Genomic DNA, 25,118 nt, shown 5'->3' with positions numbered 1-25,118 from the left:
GTGAAAGTTGTCTATCTGTTTTAGGCTGTCTATTAGCTATTAGGAAGTCTCACGACGAAAGTATGTGAATCGTGAGATGAGAGAAATATCGCGCATGTGCGTGATTTGAGGCGTAAGGATTGCACTATGAAAAAGCGCTTTAAGCTTCCTGTGGAGTCTGGGTCTTTTAAGCTCCTAGTCAAAGCTTCCCGTCCGGTCGGGCCGCGTGATTTCGCGGTGTTGGTTTCTAACCGAGAGTCGGACGGTGACAAGGACCGCAGCTTCTTGACAAATCTCGTGTGGTCGAGTTCGCTGCACTCCTTTTATCATTACTCCTCGAACACTACTGAGGCTGGATGGGTCGGCTTCCGGAAGTTTAAGTGGGGTTTTGAGACAGATGATCTGACCATCGAAATTAAGAACTGGAAGGCCAAGGACGTCGAAGGGGCGGTCGAGGATTTCCGGCTTTGTTTGTACCCAGATTGGTCGATGGGTGAGATGATTACGCTGCAAGGAGAACGAGTCAAGTGAAAGACATCTCGGTGGTTATTGGGTTCCGGAACTGGGGAATCGATCGCCTACGCATCGCGGTGACCAGTATTCAAAACTCTTTTGGGGGCTACGACGGCGAGGTTATCCTGTCGGACTTCGGCTCGGACGACGCTGCGGCAAGTCAAGCGCTGGCGGAGGAACTCGGGATCAAGCGGGTCTACACCGCAAGAGAAGACAAGTGGTCTCGGTCCCGGGCCTTGAACGCTGGTTTTACCGCCGCTGAGGGGAAGTTTCTTGTCTCTACCGACGCGGACATGGTGTTTTCCCCCAAGTCTTTCGAGACGATCGTAAAGCGAGCCAAGGGTGCTCCCTGGTCAGCATTCTTCCTGCAGTGTAGGGATCTGCCCGAACACATGACCCACGAATGGGTCGCTCAGCACCCAGACGCGTGGGAGGAAATGGAGCAGGCTAGCCGGCTGCGGCCACGCTGGGGTATGGGCGGCATGATGGCTATTTCCCAAGAGGGCTTCGAGCGCATTCGCGGGTTTGACGAGCGCTTGCATACCTACGGCGGTGAGGATCTCGACTTCGCTCAGCGTGCGCGAAGAGCCGGCTACCGGACCATCTGGATTGAAGATCCGGACGTTCGTATGTACCACATGTGGCACCCTCCGACATCGAAGGTCGTTGCGGAGACCGAAGAGGGTAGGGAAGCGGTCAGCCAGAATCGTGCCGTTCTACGCAACGACAAGACGTTCGCCCGGAACTACTTGTCGTGGAAGTACCGTCCGGACTTCGTGCGTCCCCTAGTTACGGTCTCGATCGCTACGAAGAACCGCGCCGACTTGATTAAGGAGACTATCCAGTCGATCCTGTTCCAGTCGGTGCAAGACTTTGAGATCATCGTTGTCGATGACGGCGGGGCCGACAACTTGCGTTCTGTCTTGGACAGCTTCGGTGACGATCGGATCCGCTATTTCCACCAAGAGCCGCAAGGTATTTCGGCCGCTCGGAATTTAGCGCTGGATGAGGCTCGCGGCCTGTACACCGCCGTGATCGATGATGACGATCTGATGCACCCACGCCGTTTGGAATGGCACCTCGATGCCTTGACCGAAGGCCTGTCCGGCAACGTGGGTTCGTTCCTTAACTTCGATGACGAGACCGGTGCATTGCAGCTGCATGTGTCCAAGGTGCCAGCCACCTACACTGCTTACGAGAAGGGCAGCGCTCCGGGACACGGAACCTGGTTCATTGCAACCGAGGTGATTAAAAAGTTCCGCTACGACGAGACCATCACGAGTGGTGTGGACAACAATATCATGTTGCGGATGCTCCGCGCAGGAATCAAGCTCGGCCACACGGGCAAGCCGGTTACCCTGCGGCGCATGCACTCCCGCCAGGTGACAGTCGTTGACGGGGAGAACCAGGTGGGTACCGCCAAGGATGCGCTCGGATTCTTCCAATTCGGCCTCGATGCTTGGCATTTCAAGAAGCTTAGCGAGTTAGCCAGCCAAGAGGGCGAGTGGCCCGAGACCACCTCGCGGGAGGAACTGATCAGCGAAGGCCAGTTGTTCCTCCCGGACCACTTGACCTCGCGGGATCTTCGGATTGCAGCCATCACCGCGGCAGAGCCGATTGATTGGGACGGAGAACTTCACGCTACCGACATCGTGGTCGAGGGGGTCGGCAAGGCGCAGTCTGCGGTCGTTCGTAGTGCCACACTCCAGGACCTCGTACGCGCTCGAAAGGCTGGTTTGAGCTTTGTTGTCGAGCCCCCGGCGACTACTCGGACGAGTTCCTGGGTGGAGGCGCTAGCGGAGTTTATGCGTGCTGCTGTTGCTAGTGAAGACGGTCGCGAATTCCTCTTGTTCTCCGAGGCCGTCGATCCCTCGCTGGCGGCAACGACCTATCAGGCCTCGGTCCTGGCGGGTACAGAGCGTAAGGCACTCACGGTTGCTGTGGTTGGGGAAAGCGAGTTGGAGTCCCTGCCTGACGGCGCAATCGTGGTGGGCAAGAAGTATTTCGGAGGTCGCTAACAATGATTTTCAAGCAAGTGACGAATCCGCTGGGCCAGTGGACGATCACCTCGGAGCGGAGTGAGTACGACGCGTTCCTTCCCGCAGCGGATTTCGCTCTAGATCGAGGACCGACGAACAAGAACCCGGACCGCTTGGCGGTGGCTATCACCCTGCTTTTCGGTCGCTGGGCGGCAAACGAGTTCGTTCTGCCGCAGAAGGTTGGGCCCAATACCGCGTTTGAGATCAGGCAGTTTCTCAGCGCCACCATGGTGGAAGTACGCCCCATCGAGTATTACCCCAAGCCCCTCGTGATAGGCGTACGGGACTGCAAGCTCCTGGCCGACGGTGATTCTTCGGAGGACGTTTCCAACGATGACGTCTACATCCGAGTGCTGCAATCAGATAAATACAACGGCTGTATCCGGAGCTTCCAGGGACTGGACGTGGCTAGCAACGGTTTCCTCTTCAAGAAATCCGCGAGCGACGTAATCCCTGACCTGGCGACCGCTGTTCTCTTTGCTGAGGATCTTGCCGTCGACAACATCGTGATCGATGCCGATATGGACGACGTACTCTTCAAGCGAGTCCAGGGACTCATGTCGGCCGCTCGCCTGGGGCTGACCCGGGCAGAAAGGTAGTACGAAACCTACATGAAGGCGTTAGTTACCGGTGGGGCCGGTTTTATCGGCTCGCATCTCGTGGATCTGCTGCTGGACCGCGGCCACGAGGTCGTCGTAGTCGATGACCTGTCCCGCGGCTCTCTCAGCAACCTTGAGGACGCACGGAGTTCTGCGGCGTTCAAGTTCGTTGAAGGCGATATCCGCACTTTTGATTTCCAGCAGGTGATGGAAGCCGAGAACATCGATGTCGTTTTCAACCTGGCGGCTCAAGTCGACGTACGTAAGTCCGTCGAGGACCCAGTGGCGGACAGTACCGTCAACATCACCGCGGTGATCCGGCTGGCCGAAGCCGCGCGGCAAACCGGCGTCAAGCACATCGTTCATACCTCTTCCGGCGGCTCGATTTACGGTGCACCGGAGACTTTCCCGGTCGGCGAGTCTTCTCCGGTGGATCCGCACTCTCCTTATGCGGTCTCCAAGGTCGCGGGGGAGCTCTATCTGAAGGCCTACCGCCACCTGTATGGCGTGGATTGCTCGTTCATCGCTCCGGCGAACGTCTATGGTCCACGCCAGGACCCCTATGGCGAGGCAGGCGTTGTGGCGATTTTCGCTGAGCATCTCCTTCACGGACAGCCGACCCGGGTCTTTGGCGGCGGTACCAACACTAGGGACTACGTTTACGTGGGCGATGTGGCCGAGGCTTTTTACCAGGCAGCACTTCACCCCGGAAACGGGCGTCGCTTCAACATCGGCACGGGCGTGGAAACCTCGGACCGCGAGCTGCACGCGCTCGTCGCGGAAGCCGCGGGAAGCGGCCAAGGCCCCGAAGACGCACCGGCGCGTCTGGGGGATCTCAAACGCTCCGCGCTGGATAGTTCGTTAGCCCAGGAAGCGCTGGGATGGTCGCCGCAGGTACCGCTGCGCGAAGGTATCGAGCGAACAGTCGATTTCTTCCGGGCGCAAGGATAGATTCCCCAGATCGACCTCCGGCTACAGCCTCCAGTCAAAACTGAGAGACGAGCCGGGGACAACGAAAGGCTCGGTCCAGCGGTACAGCACCGTCTGGCCGAGCCTTTCCTCGATCTATTAAAGTGACCTGCCGAGGGCCTTTACGGTCCAACCGGCTGCTTGCCAGTCGTCGATGGGCAGCACGTTACGCCCGTCGATGACATTCTTCTTAGCCACCAGCGAACCCGCGAGCTTTGGTTCAAGCTCCTTAAATTCTTTCCACTCGGTGGCCAAGATGACCAGCTCGGAATCCTCCAAAGCCCCCTCGACGGTGTCGGAATACGTAAGAGTGGGGAAAATCTTCTTGGCGTTGTCCATCCCCTTCGGGTCGCAGACGCTTACCGCCGCACCTGCGAGTGACAAGGCACCGGCAACGGCCAAGGCGGGGGAGTCGCGTACATCGTCCGAGTTGGGCTTAAACGAGCACCCCAACACCGTTACGCGGTGTCCAAGGAGAGAGCCATCGAAGCTCTCACAGGCTAGCTCAACCACGCGGTCCCGGCGACGCATATTAATGGCGTCCACCTCGCGGAGGAACGTCAGCGCCTGGTCAGCACCGATCTCACCAGCCCGGGCCATGAATGCCCGGATATCCTTTGGCAAACATCCACCGCCGAAGCCGAGCCCGGCACCCAGGAACTTCCGTCCAATACGCTCATCGATGCCGATCGCGTCTGCGAGTTGGGTGACATCCGCGCCAGCGATTTCACAAATCTCACTGACGGCGTTGATAAACGAAATCTTGGTTGCCAAGAAAGCATTGGCGGAGACCTTGACCAGTTCCGCAGTCTGGAGATCGGTCACGATGAAGGGAGTGTCACTGTCTAGGGGCTGTGCGTAAATCTCCCGCGCGATGACCTCTGCCTCGGAGTCATTCTCTCGTGTGCCCAGCACGATGCGGTCAGGGGTCAGCGTGTCCTTGACCGCGAACCCTTCTCGGAGAAACTCCGGGTTCCACGCAATTTCTACTGTCGTACCCGCCGGCGCTAACGAGTCCGCGAGCTCCTGGAGTTCAGCCGCGGTTCCCACCGGCACGGTGGATTTACCCAGGATCAGGTTACGGCCGGTCAGCTGCGGAACCAACGACTCGATCGCTGCCTTGACGTAGGTCATATCCGCCGCATAGGACCCGTTGGTCTGCGGCGTACCCACACCCAAGAAGTGGATCTTGGCAAACTCGGCAGCTTGTGAATACTTGGTGGTAAACCGCAAACGCCCAGAATCAACATTCCGCTCTAGGATTTCCGGCAACCCAGGTTCGTAGAAAGGAACCGCCCCGGCCGCGAGAGCATCAATCTTGTCTTGATCTACATCGACCCCAAGCACTTCATGGCCAAGTTCAGCCATGCAAGCAGCATGGGTCGCACCGAGGTAACCGGTGCCGATAACCGTCATACGCATGGGAAGATTATATCAGGTGATTGCACGGGAAAATCGAAATTTGAATACAACTAGAATTTCCATGTGGGCTTTCGCGGGGAGGTTTTACGGGGGATGGATTTCTCAAGTGAAACCACTGACGATGAGAAGAATAGTCACTACAGGGAATGTTTGGCTGCGGTAGACTACGAAGAATGGAAACCGCGCAGATCCCAATAGCAAGCATCTTTTATGAGAAGGACTTCCGGCTTGCGATCTTGCAAGCTCTATCGATTGACCGGCTTTTTGAAAAATCCGGTCTTTGCGAATATACGGTTATCGCCAACGGTAGTGACGATGAGGCGCTCAGGGAGCAGTTCCTAAATGCACTTGGAAACGTCGTTAGCAGTGAGTTTAAGTCGCTAGTAAGAGTTAAGACGTTTTCTGAAATTCTACCGGGCATAGATAAGACTGGTTACTACGATCAGCAAGCGATCAAGTTGGCTATCTCTAGGTACTACAAGGAACGGTTCGGCGAAGAAGCTCCCAATTACTTGATGCTAGATTCGAAAAATCATTTCGTTCGACCAAGTTCAGTGGAGGACTTCTTTCACGCTGGTCGTCCTGTAACTGCTCGTGTGGCTATCTCGCCATACTGGAAAAAATACGTCGAACGATCCCGCCTAGCAGTTGAGATTCCAGAGTCGTTTTTTGACAACTTGATGACCCCCTCAATTACTCCTTGTGTCTTCTTTACGGATGTCGCAGTTGAATTGGTGGATTTTCTCGAGAAGAAGTACGAGACGCATCTGTTGAGGGCGTTGTCTCAAAGCGGTGGTACCGAATTCTTGCTATATGTGGCTTGGCTAGAGAAGCAGGATCAGCTTGGGCTGTATCACCGGAGCGCGTTGCCTGTTCGGACCCTTTTCACCCAGCATCCTGACTCAGACTCGGGCGTCGAAAAAATGCTGGATGAGTTGGTCGAAAAGGGTATACCGCTCTTTGGTCTCCACCGCAATAGGCTTCCGAAACTATCTGAGGAGCATAGGCAAAGAATTTCGGATATTTGGGGTCGGTCGCTCCTTGCCCCGTGGGAAGACAGCAATTGGTTTCTCACCCCGGCAACCGTAAATTAGTTGAGAGGTTAGGAGCGATCGAGAGTACGGGGCCTTTTCGGATGGGGCGGCTCTCTTGATTCCCCTTGGATTAAATCAATGGTCGTAGGTGGGAGCTTTGTCGATTCACATTAGTCCCGGTGCATCCGTTGCGAGTACGGCGGAAACATCTAATGCGCACAACGTGCGTCTCGAAAAGGGAGCACAAATTGGCGATGCCGTGGCAATTGAAGGTACTGCAATATTGAAAGACGCGGCGAAGCTTTCGGCCGGGGTCCGTGTGACTGGTGTCGTTTTCCTCGGTGCAGACTCTGAAGTTGGGGTGTCTACCCGAATCGATGGTGAGCTACGCGCAGGTCAGAGGGTGGAGATCGGTAGCAATTGTGCGGTCTTTGGGAATGTAATAGCTCAAAACGACGTGATTATCGGTGATTCAGTCGTCGTGACTACTTGTACATCCGGTCTGGGGCCAGCTCATAAGAGAGTACCGGCGGATGACCGCGAGATGACGACCAATATCGGTGCTGGGAGCTATGTGGGCAATGGAGTCGTGATTAAAGGCGGTGTTGAGATTGGGGCGGGATGTTTCGTCGAAGATTATGCGGTAGTCTCTGGCGATCTTCCAGATGACCATCATCTTGCAGTGACCGGGCGTGCCTCGTTTATCCCGGCTGAAGGTGTGCCTGGTGTGGTTCCCTTGTCTGAAGCTCAACCCGATATTAGCTCGCTCGTGCCTAGTGAGGTTTCGGAGTTTGGCATTGACCTAGATTCTCCCGGCGTGAGTCAAGGTCGCTGCCGACTACCGGATAAGGGAATTCTTGACTATCTGTATCTCAATCAAGGAAGTGAAACTCTCTTTGTAGTCTTCCATGGCGCTATCGACCGAAAAAAGTACCGGCTGCCGAGGTTTGAATGGTTTAACACCATGAGGCGCGCAGGAGTGAATAGCCTATTTATTGCGGATCCAGCGCTACTTAGCCATCCGGAATTAAGGCTCGGATGGTATCTGGGAACTCTGGAGTTTGATTTTCTCCGATACCTGGCTGGAAAGGTCTCGGAGATTGTCCGCGCTACGCAGGCCAAGAGGGTCGTATTCTTCGGCTTTTCTGGTGGAGGATTTGCTGCATTGCGTATTTCGACGATGCTCCCAGACTCGGTAGCGCTGGTAATTGATCCAGACACGACAGTGCCGGCGTTGAACGAAGATGGTTCTATGCAATGGCCGTTCTTCAGTTTCTTGAGAAACGTTATGCCTTCGCTTGCTCCCGACAAGGTGGTCGCCAGCCACATCGACCCTCAGTGGGATGCTCCGATTCGAGAACGACTTTCAGTGTTAGAGCAGTACAATGTGTCGGTACCGAACCATGTCCTTTACCTCACAAATCAAAACGATGGTTTCCACTCAAAGCACTTTCTTCCCTTTGCGGAATCACAACATGAGGACAACGACTTCCGAGTCGTGCAGTACGAAGGTCCTTTCGCCCACACACTGCCACCGAAGTCGATGATCGAAAGCGCGATTCAGGTGGCTGTGAGCTTTACAGAGCGTTTGCGTCAAAGATAAGTGCTGGAGGTTTGGAATAGCCGCAAAGCGGTATGATTGAGCTGGCTACCTAGAGGACGAGATGGACGTATATGCGTAGGCATCCGGCGGCAGGGGGTTGGAGCGGAGATGGTTCTGGCGTACTGCTGTTTTAAGCAGGGTCGCTCTGTTCAATGGACCATCCTTAGGTGATTAGATCTTGTTAGGCTCGTCCCTGGGGATAGGCACGGTCGAGTCCGTTGAATTTGCATAGCCGTTGGATTAGTTGATCGAAAGACACCATGAAGATATAGGAGCAAATGAATGGTCGGCAAAAAGTTTTCCTGTACTGAGGATTTCGAGATGTGGGGATCCTGGGAGCTACCTGGCGTCGAGGGTAGCCTAGCCGGGGTGCTTGCATTTGATCCTTTGGAGGGCTTTGAGCTGAGAACCTATGGTACTTTCCAAGCCTTGCAGGGGAGGCCGAGTCAAGCACCTGCAGATTTTGAGGTTATTTGGGGGCATGTGGAGGGTAAGATTGTTTCTCTACTCGTAGTACAGATGCAAAGTTCTACGACTGCTATTGGTCAGGTGATGACTGAGTGGGCTACTTACTCTGGGGAGTATCTCGTAGTAGGCGAGCAAATTAGTGGGAGAAATGATCCTGCAATCAAATCTGCGTGGATCTCTGTCGACTTTCTCGATTATTTCTTAGGCAAGCCAGCTTCAACTCGGATCAGAAGTTCCCTGGACTCTTCGACGTACCAAGTCGAAGTTCAGTCGATTATTGGACGCGACGAACTAGAGTCGTTGCAACTAGACTCGGGAGAACTAGTAACCGTGGAAGTCTCAGTAAGACCACCGTATTATGAGTGGAATTCTGAACAGTTCGTGACCAGAATCTCCGAGAAGCACTTCGTGAGATACGATTCTGTCGAATCGACAACAATAGAAACCGTGCTCAAATGGTCGCTCGAGGTTAGCCAGTTTGTTTCTCTAGCAGCAAATCGACTGAGCGACCGTTCGGAAATCAGGCTCAACTTTGGAGAGGGAGACCTCGGCTGGCTAATCGTGCCTAGGCGGAAAGACCTCGCAGCTAGTCAACTAGCCCGTCTTTATTCTTCGTTCGTTTTTCAGAGAGAGGTTTCTGAGGCTCTCCCGATGTTTAAGAGTTGGGTTGAATTTCACCGGCGGAATTTAAGATCGCTGCGTCTGCTGACGGAGCCGCTGGTATCGAAAACGCAATACCTAGAAACGGCTGTCCTGCTGAGTGGAGTTCTGGCTGAATCTTTCCACAATTCGGTCTATGACAAGGAGACTTTGTCCGAGAGCAAGCAGGCGTTTAAGCAATTGACGGGCGAAGAATTTAAGGATGGAAAGAAGCCGTATTTCAAACTTCGCGCCCTCGATTTGTATTTTCGTCTAGGGCCAGAATTTCGAAACTTAATGCTTCCTAATCACGAAACTTGGGTGAAGGGGCTTTGCAAGGTCCGTAATGATCTTGCCCATGAAGCCCTTCTCGAGCCTGCTAATTTTGAATGGGCCTATGCGATTTCAAGAGTGACGAATACGCTCATCCACGCTCTTGTTTTATCCCACGTTGGCGTGTCTACAAAAGAGCTGGTGGCGGCACTTGAGACGTCTGGACGTTGGCGCAACGCAGTGCTGCTAGCTCAGCGGTATCTTTCTAAGGATTGAGCGCCTACAGTAGAGGTCAGCTGCTTGGCCGGTAGCTCATCCTGTCAAAACCCTTAGACAGGTCGGCTGTTTTCGCCAGCTTGGAGGGAGCGAGAATTCAGAGCGAGATGTGGTTAATCGTACGATGTTCACCTTGTCCGTTGGAATTAAGAAAAGCTCCGTGTTAGCTTCGAGGGACATCCGTCAGCTCTGGAGCTGGGTGGTGTGGGGATTTCATGATGGACCTGACCCCTGTTTGGTAGACACCTGATATCAGCCCGGTTGGGTTGGGGGAAAGGTAATCTGCAACTATGCCCAGGTATTCCGAACAGTTCAAACGTGATGCTGTGGTCCTCTACGAGAACAATGAGGACCTCTCACTTCACGCGGCTTCAACAGAGCTTGGAGTTAATCGTTCCTCGCAAGGCCGCGAAATATTTTGTCGAAGAGACACGCTAGTAGTCCGCTTCCAGTTTGTCTATGACCACCGAACCGAGTGCTCGGGCCTGACCCCACCGAGTTCGATGGGCTAACTCTTATGATGCGCCCTACCGACCGCCGGAAGAAGCCGCAGCGCAGGACCGGGTGGTCTAACGCCCGCCGCTTCCGGACCACTTATGACAAACAAACCCGAGGTAACAGGTCGTCCTAAGCAAAGCCTGTGCAGACCGTGAGTTTTAGGCAGCGGTAGGTGGGAAGAGTCGGCTAGCTGTTTAGTACCGCTTTGATGGCGTCGAGGGTGGCATCGATGTGCGGGATGGTGCCGGCTACGTGCGAACCAGCATCATTCGGAAGGAAGGTGACTTGCGCACCGTGGTCGGCCCACTCCGCAGCCAATTGTTCGGCTGTGTCAAAGGGAATGACGTCGTCGCCACGGCTGTGTGTGATGACTACCGGGACGGTGGGAGCTCGGTGGCCGATGTGCTGCTCCGCGAGAATCTGGTTATAAGGAGCAGTTTCGATGAGTTCGTAAACGTCAGTGCCGTCGGCGGTAAGCCCGGAGATGGTCTGTCCGGAATAGAGCCCGAGGCCCAACGTGCACGCGTTCGTAGCGTTGCGGAGGACCTCCTGTCCGCGAGTGCTGAGCCGGTCATTGAAATCGATGCCGTAGCTTTGGGACAAACCAAGTAGAGCGAAGAGTTCGAAGAGGAAGTACGTAGTTCCGTCGAGGGCTGGTGGCAAAAGAGTCAGATCGGCTGGGGCGGCACCGACGGTTGCGAGCTTGACGTTGAGCTCGGGGGCGTAAGAGTCATATTGCTCCGCGGCGCTGGCGGTTGCGCCGCCACCCTGTGAATAGCCGTTGAGGAAAACGGGATTCTCCGGACCCAAATCCCAGCCGTCTAGTTGCTGCGCAGCACGTACGCTATCGAGCACGGCGTGGGCTTGGCTGATACGGTCCATGTAGGTATGCAGGCCTGGAGTGCCAAGTCCTTCATAGTCGGTTAAGACCACTGCGTATCCCTCCTTGAGGAGGCTTTCAAAGAAGAGCTGCTCGTAGTCGCCCACGCCTTCGGCGATTTTGCGCGATGGCGAGCAGTGGTCGGCTACGCCCTGGGTGCCGGGGGCGTAGGCGACCACGGGACGTGGCACGTCCCCCATCCAATCCTTCTTAGGCTCGATGACGATCCCGCTAACTGGAATGGGCTCTCCCTTGCGGTTGGTGGAAGAGTAGAGGATGCGTTCCGCCTTGTAAGGGCCGATGTTGGTAATGCCCAGCGTGTTTAGGGGGTTTCGCACCGAGGAATTCCGGAACAATTGTCCTGGGGAAGAACCATCCAGGTCCACTGGGTCGTGGTAGAAGGATGAGTAGGCATCTCCAGTGCTTTTGTCGGCACCACGGGAGTGTAAGCCAGGCGAGCTGTGGCGCATTTCATCCGCGGCTTCGCGGACCTGCTCAGAAGTGTCGGGGGACTGGTCAGCAACGGGATCGGAAAGAGCGTCATGGACCAGAGCGGATTCGGGGAGCTCGGCAGTAGGAGCGGCGTGAGCGCTGACGTTAGTGGCCGCCAAAGATGACGCGAGTAGAAAAGCCAGGATAGGTCGCGTGACGCGGCGGGGAGCAAGCATTCAGGGATTCCTTTTTCCAAGTAGGCACGCCCTTCGTAGGGCATGCGAGAAACATAAGCTCCGCGGGTGAAGGGCTTCCGCGGCAACTATTATTATGAGTGTTGCACTTGCTAAGTACAAATGTTTATGGAAAAAGCTATAGCCGGCTCCCGCGTGGTTGTCGCGTGTGGATTAGGACAACTGGCTGCGACGGATGGGATCGATGTCGGCTAGGCGTCGCATCCCTTCGCTGCCGAGTTGATCGGCAACAGCTTCGCAGATGCCTTCGACGAGGGCGAGAGCGGAGACGAGGGTGTCCGAGGGGCCGTTAGCTTCCACCCGTGCGGTAAGCACGATGTCGGCATAGGAGGCGATGGGCGACATCCACTTGTCCGTGATGAGGATGAGTATGGCTCCTCGAGCTTTCGCTGTTCTCGCGCGCTCGGCCGAGGTTGCGGAGTAGCGCCGGAAATCAAACGTCACCCACACCGTGTCCGTGGAGATACTGGTGAGGGTGTCTTCGAGCTTCCATCCGTCGGCCGGGCAGCTGTGCAGGTTGGTTCGGAAAAGGTTGAGCTGGGCTAGCATGTGCTCGGCCAGAATGTGGGAATAGGTTCCGCCGTCACCGATGATGTGCTTGTTCTGGTTGCTGAGAAGGTCCACGGCGCTGGTAATGTCCGCGGCGCGGAGGTTTTCGAACGTGGAGTGGATTCCTTCGACGAAGGCACGTTCTTGGTCACTAAATACGCCATGATTCGTGCCTTGGGCGGGAACTGGGGAGCGTTCGGCGGCCTGATCGAGCGCCGATTGCTGGCGGTCTATCAGCTCCTGCTTGAGCTGATCCTGGAAGAGCTTAAATTTCGGGATGCCCAGCGATTGGACAAAGCGGACTACCGTCGCCGAGCTGACTCCGGAGGCTTCTGCAATCCGCTCCACAGTGTCGAGGCCGCTGTATGGAAAGCCACTGAGGATGTACCGGGCGACGAGTTTCTCAGAGCTGGAGAACTCATCCAGGCCGGACCGGATTCGCTCCGCAATGCTGGTGGCGTTGGGCATAGTCGGTTATTTTACGTCCAAAGCGCGGGCGGCGGCGAGGTAACCGGCGATGAGAGCTTTGGCCGTGTAACCGACGGCGCTGTCTGGCGGCAGGAACTTCGCATCGTGGAGTGAGGGAGTCGGGCCGTTTCCCACGCCGACGAAGCACATCAGGCTGGGGACGAGCTCGCCGTAAAAAGAGACATCGTCCGCGCCTAGGGAACGCATCGGATCGCCAGTCTTCAATCCCAGCGTGCCTTGCACAGCGGCGAAGTTTGCGGCCAAGTGCTCGTCATTGATGAGGGCCGGCTCGCCGGGGAGATACTCGAGGTCTCCAGTGCACCCGAAGGCCTGGGCGGTGTGCTCGACGAAGCGCTGGACCGCGGTGGCAATTTCCTGCGCGGCCGCACTGCTGGAGGTGCGCACCGTGGTCTTCACCGTGCCTTTGCCGGCTAGGACGTTGGCAGCGCTCGAACCGACCTGGACGGAACCGACGCTGATCAAGGCCGGCGCCATTGGGTTGGACGTGCGTCGGACAATCTCGGACAGGCCGGAGACGACGTGCGCCACGCAGACGGCGACATCGTTGGCCTTGTGCGGGTATGCGCCGTGCCCGCCTTGGCCTTCGACGGTGATGATGAACTCGCCGGCCGCGGCGTTGATGAAGCCCTCCCCGGAGGCGACCGCCCCGAGCGGAACATCGGGATGCACGTGCGCGCCGATGGCATGTGCCACGCCAAAGGTGGCAAACGCCCCCGAATCCTTGATGTCCAAGGCCCCCGACGGGTATGTCTCCTCGCGGGGTTGGAGGAACGGCACCAGGCCATAAGGTAGCTCGAGCCTCTTGGCGGCGCGCACCACCGCGACAAGGGCAGCCAGGTGCACGTCGTGCCCGCAGGCGTGCATCGCGGTGTTGGACGACGCCCACTCCACCCCGGTTGCTTCTTCCACCGGTAGGGCATCCAATTCACCGCGCAGGGCGATGGACGGGCCTGTCTGTGGGCCGATGCGGGAAATTCCGCCTGTTGTGGCGATTGACTTGAAATCGAGTTCCATGGCGCTGGCGACGGCGTCGGTCGTGTCTTGTTCCTCGCCGCTGACCCGCGGGTTTGCGTGGAGCTTCTTGCGTAGCTCCACTGCCGCGGGCAGCTCCTGGTTGAGCGCCGCAATCCAGCCCTGCGCCAGCTTGTCGTACGTCGGGGTGGTTTCGCCCACTGATGTTCACCTTTCTCGTCGTGCGCTTGTCGCTATCGTGGCCTAATCGGTTCCGTACAAACGGGCGGCGTTGTCGTAAGAAATCATGCGAGCTAGCCGCAGGCACTGCTCCTTCGGCCACCCATGGAAGTCGTGGAATTCCGCCAGCGCCTGGGCCAAGCCATCGCGGTAGAGCTCCGCGCCTAGGTAGTAGAGCTCGGCTAGGCCGAAGGCGTCGGTACTGAACAAAATCTTGCCAAAGGGAGCCAGCTCGAGGGACTCGGCGATGACCGCGCCGGATCGGCTACCCGTGTAGTTGATGGCTAGGCCTACGTCGAAATAGACGTGCTCGAAGACGTGTGTCAGGTAGCCGGCCTCGCGGTGGAAGGGGTAGCAGTGCAGGAGCGTGAAACGAGCACCGGTATCACGGCTCAACCGGAACAGCTCCGTGAGCAGGAGAGGGTTGCACCGGTGCAGGTCGACATCGTCGTCGCCGTATCCGATGTGCAACTGGATGACCTGGCCGGCATCGATAGCCAACCACAGCAGGTGGCGGATGAGTACCGGATCCGCCAGGCGCAGTGGCGCCGTGCCCCTGAGGAAGTACTGCGCGGACTCGAGGACCTCTTCGGTAGCGGGGCGCGCGGCTTCGAAGTCTAGGCCGATGCGATAGGCGGCGATGGACTTAACGCCGATCGCGCCGCGCAAGGCATCGCTTAGGCGCACGGCGAGTGCGTCCAGGAATTTCCGCGCTAAGGCACCGTCCGTTTCCTGGGGCGCGCCGGGTGACAGGAACTCCTGGGCGACCTGCTCGGCGAGGTATTCCAAGCGGACCACCTCGTGCGGTGTGGCGCCGCTGATGCGCCCGAGCTCCTCTGCCGGGGTGATAACGTCCGGCGAGAACCCGGTATCCACGCCCAGATCCGTGAGCTGCGAGGCTTGTAACAGACGGGAATTGGCCTCAGCCGCGCCCAGCTGCCGGCGCTGCTCCAGATACTCTTCGGGGCTGCACCAAGGCTGCGTACCGAGAATTGGGGCACATTTCGCGAGTACCTGAAACCCTAGCTGCGAGTCGAAACAGGTTAGCCCCTCCGGAGCCGGACGCGAGGATTCCGAAATCATGGCCTCGAAATCGGCGCGGGACAGATCCTTCGGGACCACGCCGTGACAGTGGTGGTCGAACAAAGGGAGTGAAGCAAGTTCCTCGCGGAAATCGGGGTAGCTCGGGGACTGCTTAGAAGACATCCGCATACACCTCGCACTGCTCCTCGAAAGACTTTCCGTGTAGCTCAGAAATTTCGTCGCGTTTGACCTTCAAGTAGGTCTCGGACCAAGCGGGCGCGAACCAGGATTGGACTTCCTCGTTGGCCTCGAAGAGATCCAACGCCTCGCCCAGGGTACCCGGCAATTCAGGAAGTTCAGCGTGCTTGCCTTCGAGATCCAGATCGCCCTCGACGATGTCGACTGGGTCGAGCCCCTCATCAAGGCCGGCCAGACCGGCCCGCAGGATGATGCCCATGAGGATCCACGGGTTGGCACCCGCGTCCGATCCACGGAACTCGAAGTGGAGTTGCTTTTCGGGGGACTTTCCGTTGATTTCGTTAGTCGGGCAAACCCGGATGAGGGACTCGCGGTTCTGTAGGCCACAAAACGCGCGGGCCGTCGACCAGTTGTCGGGTTTCAGCCGGAGGTAGCTGACCGTGAGCGGAGCGAATAAGGCGGTCAGCGCCGGGGCGTATTTGATGATGCCCGCGTTGAAGCGCCCGGCCAGCTCGGAGACTCGGCCCGGCCGGGAGGCATCGAAGGAGATGGCCTCGCCGTTTTCGCCGTAGAGCCCGTAGTGGACATGGACCCCGGAGCCTCCCGCCTCGGCACTGGGGACCGGAGAAAAAGTGACTTCCTTGTCGAAGGCTTCGTAGACGTTGCACGTGATATCGCGCAGAAGGAGGGCGCGATCGGCCGCGCGTAGCGGGTCGGTGGGCTTGAGGGTGAGCTCGTACTGGTGCTGGGCATACTCGGGCAACCAGCATTCCGGCTCGATTCCTGCACGGTCGAGAATCTTAAACAGCGTGGAGCTTACCGGCTCCGCGGAAAGGAAATTCGAATAGGAGAAGGGGTGCGGGAAGCGCGTGGCTGCGCGCTCGACGAATTCGTGCTCGAAGGAGGCGGTAAAGGTAATTCCGTGTTTGTCCTTTAGCTGCGCCACGGTGTTTTTGAGAAAGGTTCTGCTGCACGATTCCCACGGAGTTCCGTCGGTGTTGACCACGTCGCTGAAGCAGTAGTCCAGGTCAGCCTGGCCGGGAACCCCGGAGATGGTGGTTTTGGAGTCGGCATCGGCGAGCAAGCGGAGGTCTCCCGATGCGCCATAGGGGATGCCGCCGACGATGTGCCCGAGCGGACCGATCCCCAGGTTGGCTGGCACCCACCCGACGCTCGCGCCGGGGCGGAAGTCTTTGGAGTGAATGGCCCGCCCCTTGGTGCGGGCCGAGAAATCGCAGGTAGCGACGAAGGTGAACATTCCGTGTGCAATCGAGGGTGCGGTTTCGTTTTCGATCTCGACACTCATGGTTTACTCCTTTAGCTGGTGATTGAGGTGGGGCTAGTGGGTGGAAGCATCGTCGGCGCGGGACCATCTTCGGCCGATCTTGCGCGCGAGCTCGGGCCTTGCTTGGATGACCAGTGCACCAATGACGCACCAGGCGCCGGAAATCCACGGGAAGTAGTTGTACGGGGCTTCCTGGCCGCTGACCTGCACTACGTATACGAACCCGAGGTAGGCCAGCGCGAGGACGGGGAATATAATCTCCCAGTAGGGCACCTGGTTGCCGCGGCGAAAGATGTGCGCGATGGCGCCAGCCGAGGCCATGCCGTAGGCCACCACCATGCATAGCGTGGCGATGGTCGCGTACCAGTAGTAGACATCCACCGGGCTGACGTGGCAGATACCTAAGACGACAATCATCACGATGGACAACCCGTTGGTAAACAGCACCGCCGGGACTGGCACACCGCTGCTGGGGTGGCGCTCGGCGAATTTCGCGGGGCCGAAGCCGTCTCGGGCGAGCGCGAAGAGCAGACGCGAGGTGGCCGTCGAGGAGCTCAGGAAAGCTCCGAAAGCCACGGCGAAGGCGATGATGGACAGCAGGACCGCGAACCAGGAGCCAACATAGGTGGAGCCCAGCGTCGTCAGGGTAGAGGAGGCGCTGGCGAAAGCAGCTATCCCTTCCTCATCGGTGCCGAAGCCCAAGGATTGGGCGAACATGACGAAGGTGTAGACGAAGCCGCCGACTACGACCGCGAGGAGCAGGCTGCGGGGAATGATGCGCTGGGGTTGGTTCGTCTCCTCGCCCAGCGAGGAACCGGACTCGAAGCCTGCCCAGGACAAAAACCCAAAGACGGACGCGGTCATGATCGCGCTCCAAGGGTTGCCTGCCGGGCTGAGGGCTTCCCAATCGAGGCCGGTGCTCACCGGGGCGTTATCCCCGGTTACGGAGACTAGGATGATGACCGACAGCACCAGCATCACGACAATTCCGGCCAGCCCGATAAACAGGGTGGTGCGCGCGGTCAGCTGGGAGTTGCGCAGGTTTAAGATGGCGCCGATGACGGCAACGGCGATGGGGATAATTAGCCAGGCCAAGCCCAGCTCGGCTGTGTTGAACTGTTCCAGCATCGCCTCGAAGAAAACGGCGCAGGCGCCCAGGATGCAAGCGGTCATGAAGATATAGGTCCCGAGGAGTGCGAAGCCGCCGAAGAAGCCCGCTTTAGGGCCTAGGGTTACGCCGGCCAGTGCGTAGACCGATCCGGCGTGGGTGACAGTGCGCAGGAGTCGGACAAAGGCATAGGCGACAAAGAGGCTGCCGACGAAGGACACTAGGAAGGTGAACGGTACGGCCTTACCGACCAGCCCTGCCACGCCGATGCCATTGAGCGACATCGCCATGACCGGCCCCATGAAGCCGACCGACATTGCGGTGACCTCCCATGTGTTGAGGGGGCGTTTCGTGACCTTGGTGTGTGAGTCAGCGTGAGGGACAGCGTGACTTTCCATTTGCTCATCCTTCCTCCGGGGCAAGGAGCGGAGTACTACGGGATGGCTTGTAAGAATCCTTACACAATGTGCTCTAGATCGCACTGAAATTGAAAAAGTAATTTAGGCAACTCTCTAATTGCGCAGGTAGATGCACATCGAGGTGTGGAATAAATATTTCAGTGCCGGATTATTGTGGTGCCCACTCCTCGGTGACGGTACCCTCCGCACCTACGTCAGCTAGTAGCGCGCAGTCGGGGGTAGGGCGGGCCCCACCGCGAAGTTGCGGGCTCGCCCTCTTCTGCGCGTCCGCGGTGCGTGGTGGGATTGTGGTTATGACTTCGACTTCCTTTTTCCGCCGCGTTCCGTGGCGCACTATTGGGTGGGCGGTCCATGCTGTCGTCCGCGTGGTTATTTGTGTGCTGGTTTTGCCGTATGCTGCGGCCAAGGTGATTCTGCTGCAGATGGGGTTGGTTGATTACCCAGGGTTGCTGATTACGTTGGGGGAGAAGTCCCCGATGGGGCTTTTGTGGACGTTTATGGCTTTTAGTCCGTGGGTGCAGTTTCTGGCCGGAGCCGTGGAGCTGCTCGCCGCGGCGCTGGTGCTGTGGCGGCGCACGGCGTGGCTGGGTGGGCTTATCGGGGCGGTTTCCCTCGGGGTGGTCTGGCTGCTGAACATGACCTTTGATGTGCCGGTCAAGCAGTTCGCTTTCGCTCAGATGGTTCTTTTCCTGATTGTTTTAGCTCCCTGGGTTCCCCGGCTGGTGGCTTTCGCGCTGGGCCGCGCCGTTCCGGAGATGCACTATCCGCGGCTTATCCCGTGGCCGCGGGCCCATCGGTTAACGCGCTGGCTGCCGCCCGTGGCGGCGGCCGGGATGCTTATCGCTGGTCTTGCGGCGCCGGCTATCCTCGTTCCCAAGCAGTTCCCCACGGTCCACGAGGAACTCGCCGGCGTGTGGCAGGTAGCCCACGATAGTAGCCAGCCCGCGCCCCAATTGCTTGACGATGCCCGCCTGTCTACGCTCGCCCTCGGCAAACGGTCGGTGGGCGGCGCCCCGGCCCTAAGACAGTTCGAGGGCGACCCAGGTGAGTTCGCGGGGGCGACCGTCCGCCGCGCCAACGGGGATCTGCAGTCCGGCTTCTACCGGGTTGATGACAGTAAGCCCGGCCAGCCGCGCCTGGACCTGTATCTGAGGGCACCGATGGCCGCAGATGAGCAAAACTTCGGCGCCGGCGAAGAATTCGCGGACGAGTATCACCTGCGCTACCAAGTCGTGGACGGGCAGCTGCTACTCGACGATGACGCGCACCAGCTCACCCTGCGCCCGTCGGAGACCGGCACCCTGCTCCTCGACCGCGGGTTTAGGTGGCAGGGCAGCCCGCTCAACCGCTAGACGCGGAGGCTAGCGCGCGCATTTAAGGCGCTCACGATACCTTCGTCTCGGAACTCAACAGCTAGTATTAAGGTCGTGGCAAGAGCAAAGCATGTGGCAAAAGCGCTGACAATCGGTAAAGTCCGGCAGGGGCTGGGGCGGTTGCGTTCCAACTGGATGTATATCATCCAGATCGGCCTGGCCGCCGGCCTGGCCTTTGGCTTCTCGCACTACGTCATCGGGCACGCGTTGCCCTTTTTCGCCCCGATGTCGGCCGTCATCGTCTACTCGGCCGCCGGGGACCGCGTGCGTAAATCCATGGAGCTGGTCGTCGGCGTGACCCTCGGCGTCGGCGTGGGCGACGGGCTCATCTACTTCGTGGGCACCGGCGCCTGGCAGATCGCGGTCGGGGTGGCCGTCGCCGTGGCCCTGGCGACCTTCGTCGACCGCGGCGCGCTGGTGGCCAACCACGCGGCGTTCGCCGCGGTGCTGATCGCCACCATCCTGCCGCCGGAGACCTCCGGGGGCACCGACCGCATGGTGGACTCCCTGGTCGGCGGCATGGTCGCGCTGCTGGTCATGGCACTGCTGCCGGCCTCGCCGTTGCGCAACGGCCGTCGTGAGGTTGCGCGCATCCTGGGGCTGACCGGCTCCATTCTGGACGAGGTCGCGCAGGCCACCCAGGCCCGCGACGCCGCCGGCATCGCCCGCGCCCTAGAGCGCGCCCGCGGTAGCCAGGCCAACGTCAACAAGATGATCACCGAGGCCAACAACTCCCGGGAGGTCATTTTCGCCTCCCCGCTGCTGGTCAAGCAGCGCGAGGACATGCGCGTGCTGCTGGGGCTGCTCAACAACGTGGACAACGCCATGCGCAACACGCGCGTGCTCTCTAGGCGGGCGCACGTGGCCGTGCTGGATAGCGAGCCGATTACCGACGAGCTCATCGAGCTGCTGCGCGATGCCGCCGAGCTGACCACCCAGCTCTCCGACGCCATCCTGAGTGATCCGGACTTTGCCGATTCCACCACGATCTCCGAGCTGACCACCGGCCTGCGCCGCCTGGCCGCCCAGACCGGGGTGGAGCTGGTACACGCCCAGGACATTTCCCGCGGCATTTCCACCACGGTCATGCTGGCGCAGGTGCGCTCCCTGCTCGTCGACCTGATGGGGGTGTGCGGGTGTAGTCACGAGGAGGCATCGTCAGCGCTGATCCCGACCACCCCGACGCCGGGCTACGAGCCCAACGTCTGGAAGGGCGATTGTCAACCTAGCTGAAAGCTAAAATTAAAAGCGCGGTTACGCGCGGCCCCTAGAGTGTGCGGGCGTACCTACTCCCTCACACTCGAATGGAACTTCGTCATGGCTCACCGCCGCTACCGCGGCGCAGTCGAGCTCGTCCCCGCGGCTGACGATGCCGTCCGCGACACCCTCACCGGCACCGTCTTCGACGACACCAACCGCAACTCCACCCAGGACGACGAGGCCCCCATCGAGGGCGTGGCCGTCTCCAACGGCCGCGAGGTCGTGACCACCGACGCCGAGGGCCGCTACGAAATCCCCGTCGACGACAACACCACCGTCTTCATCACTCAGCCGGCCGGCTACCAGGTGCCCGTCGACGACGACAACGTCGCGCAGTTCTTCTACAACCACGTCCCGGAAGGCTCCTCGGAGCTGAAATACGGCGGCATCGAAGCCAGCGGCGGCACCCCGGAGGCCGTCAACTTCCCGCTCGTTAGCGACCCGGACTCCGCCCTGGACAACCAGCGCTGCCTCATCGGCGGCGACATCCAGACCTACGACAAGGACGAAGTCGGCTACGCCCGCACCGGCGCTTTTACCGACCTCAGCCAGCGCGACGACTTCACCAACTGCGGCGCGCTATTTATCGGCGACGTCGTCGGCGACGATCTCTCCCTCTACCCGGACACCCGCGAGCTGACCGGCATGCTTAACTCGCCGGCGCGCTTCCTGCCCGGCAACCACGACCTGGACTTCGACGCCGACGCCGAGCACAAATTCGACACCTACCGCCAGGAATTCGGGCCGGCCTACCACTCCTACGACGTGGGCAACGCCCACATCATCTCCCTAGAATCTGTCGAGTACCCCGTCGACGGCGAGCAGTACAACGGCGCCATCGATGACGACCAGATGGCCTGGCTCCGCGCCGACATCGAGCGCACGCCCGAGGACAAGGTCATCGTGCTGGCCTCCCACATCCCGCTGTTTTCCTTCTCTGACTCCGGCTCCGCCCGCCACCAGATCGACCAGGCCAAGGAGATCGCCGAGCTGGTCGAAGGCCGCGAGGCCATCGCGGTGAGCGGCCACACCCACGCCGTAGCCAACATGCGCGCCGGCGACAGCACCCAGGAGTGGAAGGACACGCTCGGCGTGGACGAGCTGCCGTTTACCAACATCGTGGCCGGCGCCATCTCCGGCGACTGGTACTCCGGCGAGATGGGGGAGGGCGGCGTGCCGAAGTCCTACGGCCGCGACGGCTCCAAGCCGGGCGTGCTCTCCCTGGACATCAACGGCTCCGAGGTCAGCGAGTTCTTCACCCCGGTCGGCGGCGACCAGAACGATCAGATGAACGTCTCCCTGAACACCCCGCGCTACCGCGAGTGGTACGACGAGACCATCGAGTACGACGGCTCCCAGGCCAAGAAGGGCGGCGATAAGCCGGCCTTCGACAACCCCGAGCAGGTGGGCGCCGAGGAGCTGGGCGAGTCCTACCTGACCACCAACTTCTTCATGGGCGCCACCGGCTCCACCGTCGAGGTCTCCTTCGACGGCGCGGATGCCGTTGATGCCGAGCGCACCCAGCCCATGCAGGGCGAGGAGCAGCGCTTTGGTGCCGAGTACTCCGACCCGCTGGCCGTGCAGGCCCAGGCCGTACACGGCGGAAGCATCGCGGACCGCGCCGCCCACATCTGGCGCGCGCCGCTGCCCGACGACCTGAAGGAGGGCACCCACACCGCCCGGGTCACCGCCACCGACGTCCACGGCAACACCTACACCAAGGACTACGAGTTTGTCGTCGGCGAGTCTGACCAGAACGGCTCCGATGGGTCGTCCGCGGGCTCATCCGATGACCTGAGCAGCGGGTCCAGCGGGGCCGGCGGGTCCAGCCAGGGCGGCACCGTCGCCGCCGTGGTGGGGCTGGTCGGCATTATCGCCGCGGTCGGCGCGCTGAGCACCCCGGCGGTCATGGAACAGCTGCGCGGCTTCGCCCGCCAGCTGGGTATCCGCCTCTAAAAACCGCGCCGTGTGCTACGGCGACGCCGCGGCGCGGGGCGGGGAGTGACCGGGAAGATAGGTAAGGGTCTACTTGGTCACACTTGCCTCGAAACTTTGGGTAGGTTTGGCTAACTCGGAGTAGATTAAAGGGTGTTATAAGCCTTTGGTGCGCGGCTTCGACGACACGCATCACCGACCGAAAGGACGATGGCCATGCCAGCCATTGCTTCCCGGGCCCAGCGCCCGCCCCGCGGGAGGCGGGGGGCCTCACTCGTTTTAACCGCCGCGAACGTGGAGCACCTGCGCCAGGCAAACGCCCCGCTGGCCAATCGCATGGCCGAACTGGGTCTGCGCGCCGGGGCGCAGGTCGAGATTGGGCCGGCCGTGGCGGGCGGGTCGCGCATCGTGAGCGTGGGCACCTGCCGCTACGCCGTCGATGCCCACACCCTGCGCCTGCTGGAGGTGCTGGCATGACGACTGCAACCTGCCACGGCAACCCGGGTGGGGCGCTGGCCCCGAAAGGCTCGCCCATCGTCGCGCTGGTCGGCGCGCCCAACTCCGGCAAATCCACCCTGTTTAACGCCCTGACCGGGGCGCGCGCCCAGACCGGCAACTGGCCGGGCACGACCGTGGAAATCAGCCGCGGCGCCGGGCGGCTGGGCACGGACTCCCAGGCCGACGTCATCGATTTCCCGGGTGCGTATTCCCTCGAGCCGCTCAGCCCCGACGAGGCGCTGACCCGCGAGATGCTTCTTGATGCCCCGCCCTGCCACCGCCCCGACCTCGTCATCGTGGCCGTCGATGCCACCGCCGTCGCCCGCGGGCTCAACATCGCCTTCCAGCTCGCCGGCGAGCCCTACCGGATTATCGTCACGCTGACCAAGCTGGACGTGGCCGAAGCGCGGGGCCTGCGTGTGGACGCGGACGCGCTTTCGGCTGCCACCGGCCTGCCGGTGGTGGCGGTGGACCCGCGCCGCCGCGACGGGATCTCCCGCGTGCGCGCGGCCGTCAACGCTGCTCTGGCAAGTAGCCCGGAAGCGCTTCGCCCGGACGACACCCCGGACCAGCGCTTCATCGATCTGGACGCTGCCGCCCGCGCCGCTGTCACCCAGGACCACGAGGTCACCACTCTCACGCAGCGCCTTGACAAGGTGGCCCTGCACCCGGTGGCCGGCCCGCTGCTGTTTATGGCCGCGATGTGGCTGGTCTTCCAAATCACCACCACCGTCGCCGGGCCCCTCCAGGACGGACTGGAGGCCCTCGTCTCCGGGCCGGTCTCCGGCGCGGTTACCGCGGCCCTCGGCGCACTCGGCTGGGATCACCCGCTGGTCACGGGTTTGATCGTCGACGGACTGGTCGCCGGCGTCGGCATGGTGCTGACGTTCGCGCCGCTGATGGCGCTGATGTTTATCTGCCTCGCGGTGCTGGAAGACTCCGGCTACATGGCCCGGGCGGCGGTGGTCACCGACCGCGTCATGCGGGCCATCGGTCTGCCGGGCAAGGCGTTTATCCCCATCGTTGTCGGCTTCGGCTGCAACGTGCCGGCCATTTCGGCCACCCGCGTGCTGGGCACCCCGCGCCACCGCATCCTGACCTGCCTGCTCATCCCGTTTACCTCGTGCTCGGCGCGCCTAGTCGTCTTCGTGATGCTGGCCACCACGTTCTTCCCCGCCCATGCCGGGTCCGTGGTCTTTGCCATGTACGTCATTTCGATTGCGCTGGTGGTGCTCACCGGCCTGCTGCTGCGGCACACCCTCTGGCGCACGATGCCGTACGAGACCCTGGTCATCGACCTGCCGACATACCAAGTCCCGACCCCGCGCCTGGCGCTGGCGGTTACGTGGACCCGGCTCAAGGGCTTTTTGCGCACGGCCGGCGGCATCATCGTCGCTACCGTCGTGGTGGTCTGGATGCTCATGGCCCTGCCGGTTTCCGCCGCCCAACTGGACGAGGCTAGCGCCGGTGAGCTGGCCGTCGAAGACTCCGCCTACGGCGCGCTTGCCGATGCCGCCGCGCCCATCTTCGCCCCCGCCGGCTTCGATTCCTAGTCCCTGACCGGGCCGCTGGTCACCGGGTTCGTGGCCAAGGAGGCGCTGATTTCCACCTGGGCGCAGACCTACTCTGTCGACAACGTCACCGACGCCGAGCCCGACGAGCAGGCCCGCAGCAGCCTGAGCGACCACGTGCGCGCTGACTTCGACGCCGCCTCCGGCGGCCACGCCCGCGCCGCGGTCTGGGCCTACATGCTCTTCCTGCTGGCCTATACCCCCTGCGTGGCCACGCTGGCGGCCCAGCGCCGCGAGATCGGCTGGCGCTGGACGTTGTTCGGCTTCGGCGTGCAGTTGGCCCTAGCCTGGATGCTCTCCGTGGCGGCCTTCCAGATCCTGCGGTTGTGGTTCTGACGGGG

General features: G+C 60.3%; 18 protein-coding genes and 1 pseudogene. 12 read left to right on the top strand and 7 right to left on the bottom strand.

All coding sequences use genetic code 11. The features are described 5' to 3' along the window. Positions 1-126 precede the first annotated feature (126 nt). Genes CCONF_RS08465 through CCONF_RS08450 form a run of 4 tightly spaced genes read left to right on the top strand, consistent with a single transcriptional unit; the run spans position 127 to position 4,081 of the window. Complete coding sequence (locus CCONF_RS08465; RefSeq protein WP_290222669.1) at positions 127-510, top strand: hypothetical protein; 384 nt, start codon at positions 127-129, stop codon at positions 508-510. Further along, positions 507-2,510, top strand: coding sequence for a glycosyltransferase family 2 protein (locus CCONF_RS08460; protein ID WP_290222667.1), 2,004 nt, complete (start codon positions 507-509; stop codon positions 2,508-2,510). Before CCONF_RS08465 ends, CCONF_RS08460 begins: the two co-directional genes overlap by 4 nt. 2 nt (positions 2,511-2,512) lie before the next feature. Then, positions 2,513-3,130 (top strand): hypothetical protein, encoded by a 618-nt coding sequence (locus CCONF_RS08455; RefSeq protein WP_290222665.1) that lies wholly within the window; start codon positions 2,513-2,515, stop codon positions 3,128-3,130. A gap of 12 nt (positions 3,131-3,142) precedes the next feature. Further along, positions 3,143-4,081 carry an NAD-dependent epimerase/dehydratase family protein gene (locus CCONF_RS08450; protein WP_290222663.1) on the top strand — a complete coding sequence of 313 codons (939 nt, stop codon included), beginning with the start codon at positions 3,143-3,145 and terminating at the stop codon, positions 4,079-4,081. Positions 4,082-4,198: 117 nt separating this feature from the next. Here the strand turns inward: CCONF_RS08450 and CCONF_RS08445 are convergent, their stop codons facing one another. Beyond that, a complete protein-coding gene (locus tag CCONF_RS08445) occupies positions 4,199-5,521 on the bottom strand; it encodes a UDP-glucose dehydrogenase family protein (RefSeq protein WP_290222660.1) in 1,323 nt (440 codons plus the stop codon). Between the two features lie 173 nt (positions 5,522-5,694). On the opposite strand from CCONF_RS08445, the gene CCONF_RS08440 reads away from it, so the two are divergent. The 3 genes from CCONF_RS08440 (at position 5,695) to CCONF_RS08430 (ending at position 9,814) form a co-directional block, all read left to right on the top strand. Further along, on the top strand, positions 5,695-6,615 hold the full coding sequence (locus CCONF_RS08440; RefSeq protein ID WP_290222658.1) for a DUF6492 family protein: 921 nt from the start codon (positions 5,695-5,697) through the stop codon (positions 6,613-6,615). 97 nt (positions 6,616-6,712) lie between these two features. Further along, positions 6,713-8,158, top strand: coding sequence for an acyltransferase (locus CCONF_RS08435; protein WP_290222656.1), 1,446 nt, complete (start codon positions 6,713-6,715; stop codon positions 8,156-8,158). Between the two features lie 282 nt (positions 8,159-8,440). Then, positions 8,441-9,814, top strand: a complete 1,374-nt coding sequence (locus tag CCONF_RS08430) for an ApeA N-terminal domain 1-containing protein (RefSeq protein WP_290222653.1) — start codon at positions 8,441-8,443, stop codon at positions 9,812-9,814. A 684-nt stretch (positions 9,815-10,498) separates the two neighbouring features. Here the strand turns inward: CCONF_RS08430 and CCONF_RS08425 are convergent. The 6 genes from CCONF_RS08425 to CCONF_RS08400 form a co-directional block, all read right to left on the bottom strand. After that, positions 10,499-11,860, bottom strand: a complete 1,362-nt coding sequence (locus CCONF_RS08425) for a lipase family protein (protein ID WP_290222651.1) — start codon at positions 11,858-11,860, stop codon at positions 10,499-10,501. A gap of 171 nt (positions 11,861-12,031) precedes the next feature. Next, the gene (locus tag CCONF_RS08420) at positions 12,032-12,895 is read right to left on the bottom strand and encodes a MurR/RpiR family transcriptional regulator (protein WP_290222649.1); all 864 of its coding nucleotides are present in this window, start codon (positions 12,893-12,895) and stop codon (positions 12,032-12,034) included. Positions 12,896-12,901: 6 nt separating this feature from the next. Further along, a complete protein-coding gene (locus tag CCONF_RS08415; RefSeq protein ID WP_290222648.1) occupies positions 12,902-14,089 on the bottom strand; it encodes a M20 metallopeptidase family protein in 1,188 nt (395 codons plus the stop codon). Positions 14,090-14,131: 42 nt separating this feature from the next. Then, positions 14,132-15,313, bottom strand: a complete 1,182-nt coding sequence (locus tag CCONF_RS08410) for an amidohydrolase family protein (RefSeq protein WP_290222646.1) — start codon at positions 15,311-15,313, stop codon at positions 14,132-14,134. Beyond that, a complete protein-coding gene (locus CCONF_RS08405) occupies positions 15,303-16,634 on the bottom strand; it encodes a type I glutamate--ammonia ligase (protein ID WP_290222644.1) in 1,332 nt (443 codons plus the stop codon). The genes CCONF_RS08410 and CCONF_RS08405 overlap by 11 nt, the downstream gene beginning before the upstream one ends. 33 nt (positions 16,635-16,667) lie before the next feature. After that, positions 16,668-18,119, bottom strand: a complete 1,452-nt coding sequence (locus CCONF_RS08400) for an APC family permease (RefSeq protein WP_290222642.1) — start codon at positions 18,117-18,119, stop codon at positions 16,668-16,670. A 314-nt stretch (positions 18,120-18,433) separates the two neighbouring features. Here CCONF_RS08400 and CCONF_RS08395 point away from each other — a divergent pair, with 314 nt between their 5' ends. The 5 genes and pseudogenes from CCONF_RS08395 to feoB all read left to right on the top strand — a co-directional run bounded on the left by CCONF_RS08395 (position 18,434) and on the right by feoB (position 25,113). Next, entirely contained in the window at positions 18,434-19,492 is a 1,059-nt protein-coding gene (locus CCONF_RS08395; RefSeq protein ID WP_290222639.1) for a hypothetical protein, read from the top strand. A 75-nt stretch (positions 19,493-19,567) separates the two neighbouring features. Further along, on the top strand, positions 19,568-20,746 hold the full coding sequence (locus tag CCONF_RS08390; RefSeq protein WP_290222637.1) for an FUSC family protein: 1,179 nt from the start codon (positions 19,568-19,570) through the stop codon (positions 20,744-20,746). A gap of 84 nt (positions 20,747-20,830) precedes the next feature. Continuing rightward, positions 20,831-22,729 (top strand): calcineurin-like phosphoesterase C-terminal domain-containing protein, encoded by a 1,899-nt coding sequence (locus CCONF_RS08385; protein WP_290222634.1) that lies wholly within the window; start codon positions 20,831-20,833, stop codon positions 22,727-22,729. A 195-nt stretch (positions 22,730-22,924) separates the two neighbouring features. After that, complete coding sequence (locus tag CCONF_RS08380; protein WP_290222632.1) at positions 22,925-23,185, top strand: FeoA domain-containing protein; 261 nt, start codon at positions 22,925-22,927, stop codon at positions 23,183-23,185. Continuing rightward, a pseudogene (feoB, locus tag CCONF_RS08375) lies at positions 23,182-25,113 on the top strand (ferrous iron transport protein B). Before CCONF_RS08380 ends, feoB begins: the two are co-directional and overlap by 4 nt. Positions 25,114-25,118 lie beyond the last annotated feature (5 nt).

The organism is Corynebacterium confusum (assembly GCF_030408715.1).
In the GTDB taxonomy this organism is placed as follows: domain Bacteria; phylum Actinomycetota; class Actinomycetes; order Mycobacteriales; family Mycobacteriaceae; genus Corynebacterium; species Corynebacterium confusum.
Note: the sequence above shows the minus strand (reverse complement) of the source record. Positions and strands in the feature narration are given on the sequence as shown.